Here is an 806-nt window from a genome sequence, read left to right on the forward strand (position 1 = left end):
GCGGAGCCTTGGGGACCTTGGGACGGGGCGTGGAGCCCAGGATGTCCTCCAGCACCTCCGCGCCGTCGGCGGACGCGTCGCCGTCGTGCGGCGGAGGCGGCGGCAGGATGTCCGGCGAATCGTCCTCGTCCATGTCCATCGGTTCAGCCTCCACGATGTCCAGGGGCTCACCCCGGCCGCGCGCGAGCGCCTGCTCCAGGTCGTCCGGCGCTACGACGAACACCTTGAGCGGCTTGCGCAGTTGGAAGCGCAGCTCGTCCACCAGCATCAGGTTGCCCGGGTCTTCCACCGCGACGTGGATCTTCTCGCTGCGGCCGTCCTGCTCCACCGCGAAGAGGAGCACCCGGTGCTCGGTCTGGAAGTCCATGGACACCAGCGAGGACACCGCATGCGGGATGTACTCGGGGATCTCCACGAACGGCAGCTCGTGCTGCGCCGCCAGCGCCCGCGCGATGTCCCGGCCCGTGCACAGGCCCATGGACACCAGCACCTCACCCAGCTTGCGGCCCTGGCCGCGCCGTCCGGACGCGAGGGCCTGCTTCACCTGCTCGTCCGTCACCACTCCGGCCTGGACGAGGAGTTCACCAATCTTCTTGCGCATGGCCGGGGGCTACCGCTTGACCTTGGCGAGGTATTCCTCGCGGGAGAAAATGCCCTTCTCGATGAGCAGCTCCACCATGGCCTTCAGCGCCGCGACCTCCTTGCGCTGGACGTCCTCCACGCTCTTGAGCAGCTCGGAGGGGCTGCCTGAGGCCGCGCGAGGCGCCTCCGGCGGGGGGGCCTGGCGGGGAGGCGGAGCGGCGGCG

At 70.2% G+C, this 806-nt stretch carries 2 pseudogenes; both read right to left on the bottom strand.

The annotated features are described in order from the left end of the window. A pseudogene (locus D7X99_RS41970) lies at positions 1-601 on the bottom strand (hypothetical protein); the annotation flags it as partial. Between the two features lie 9 nt (positions 602-610). Next, positions 611-806, bottom strand: a pseudogene (locus D7X99_RS41975) (hypothetical protein); the annotation flags it as partial.

This window comes from Corallococcus sp. AB032C, assembly GCF_003668935.1.
Taxonomy (GTDB): domain Bacteria; phylum Myxococcota; class Myxococcia; order Myxococcales; family Myxococcaceae; genus Corallococcus; species Corallococcus exiguus.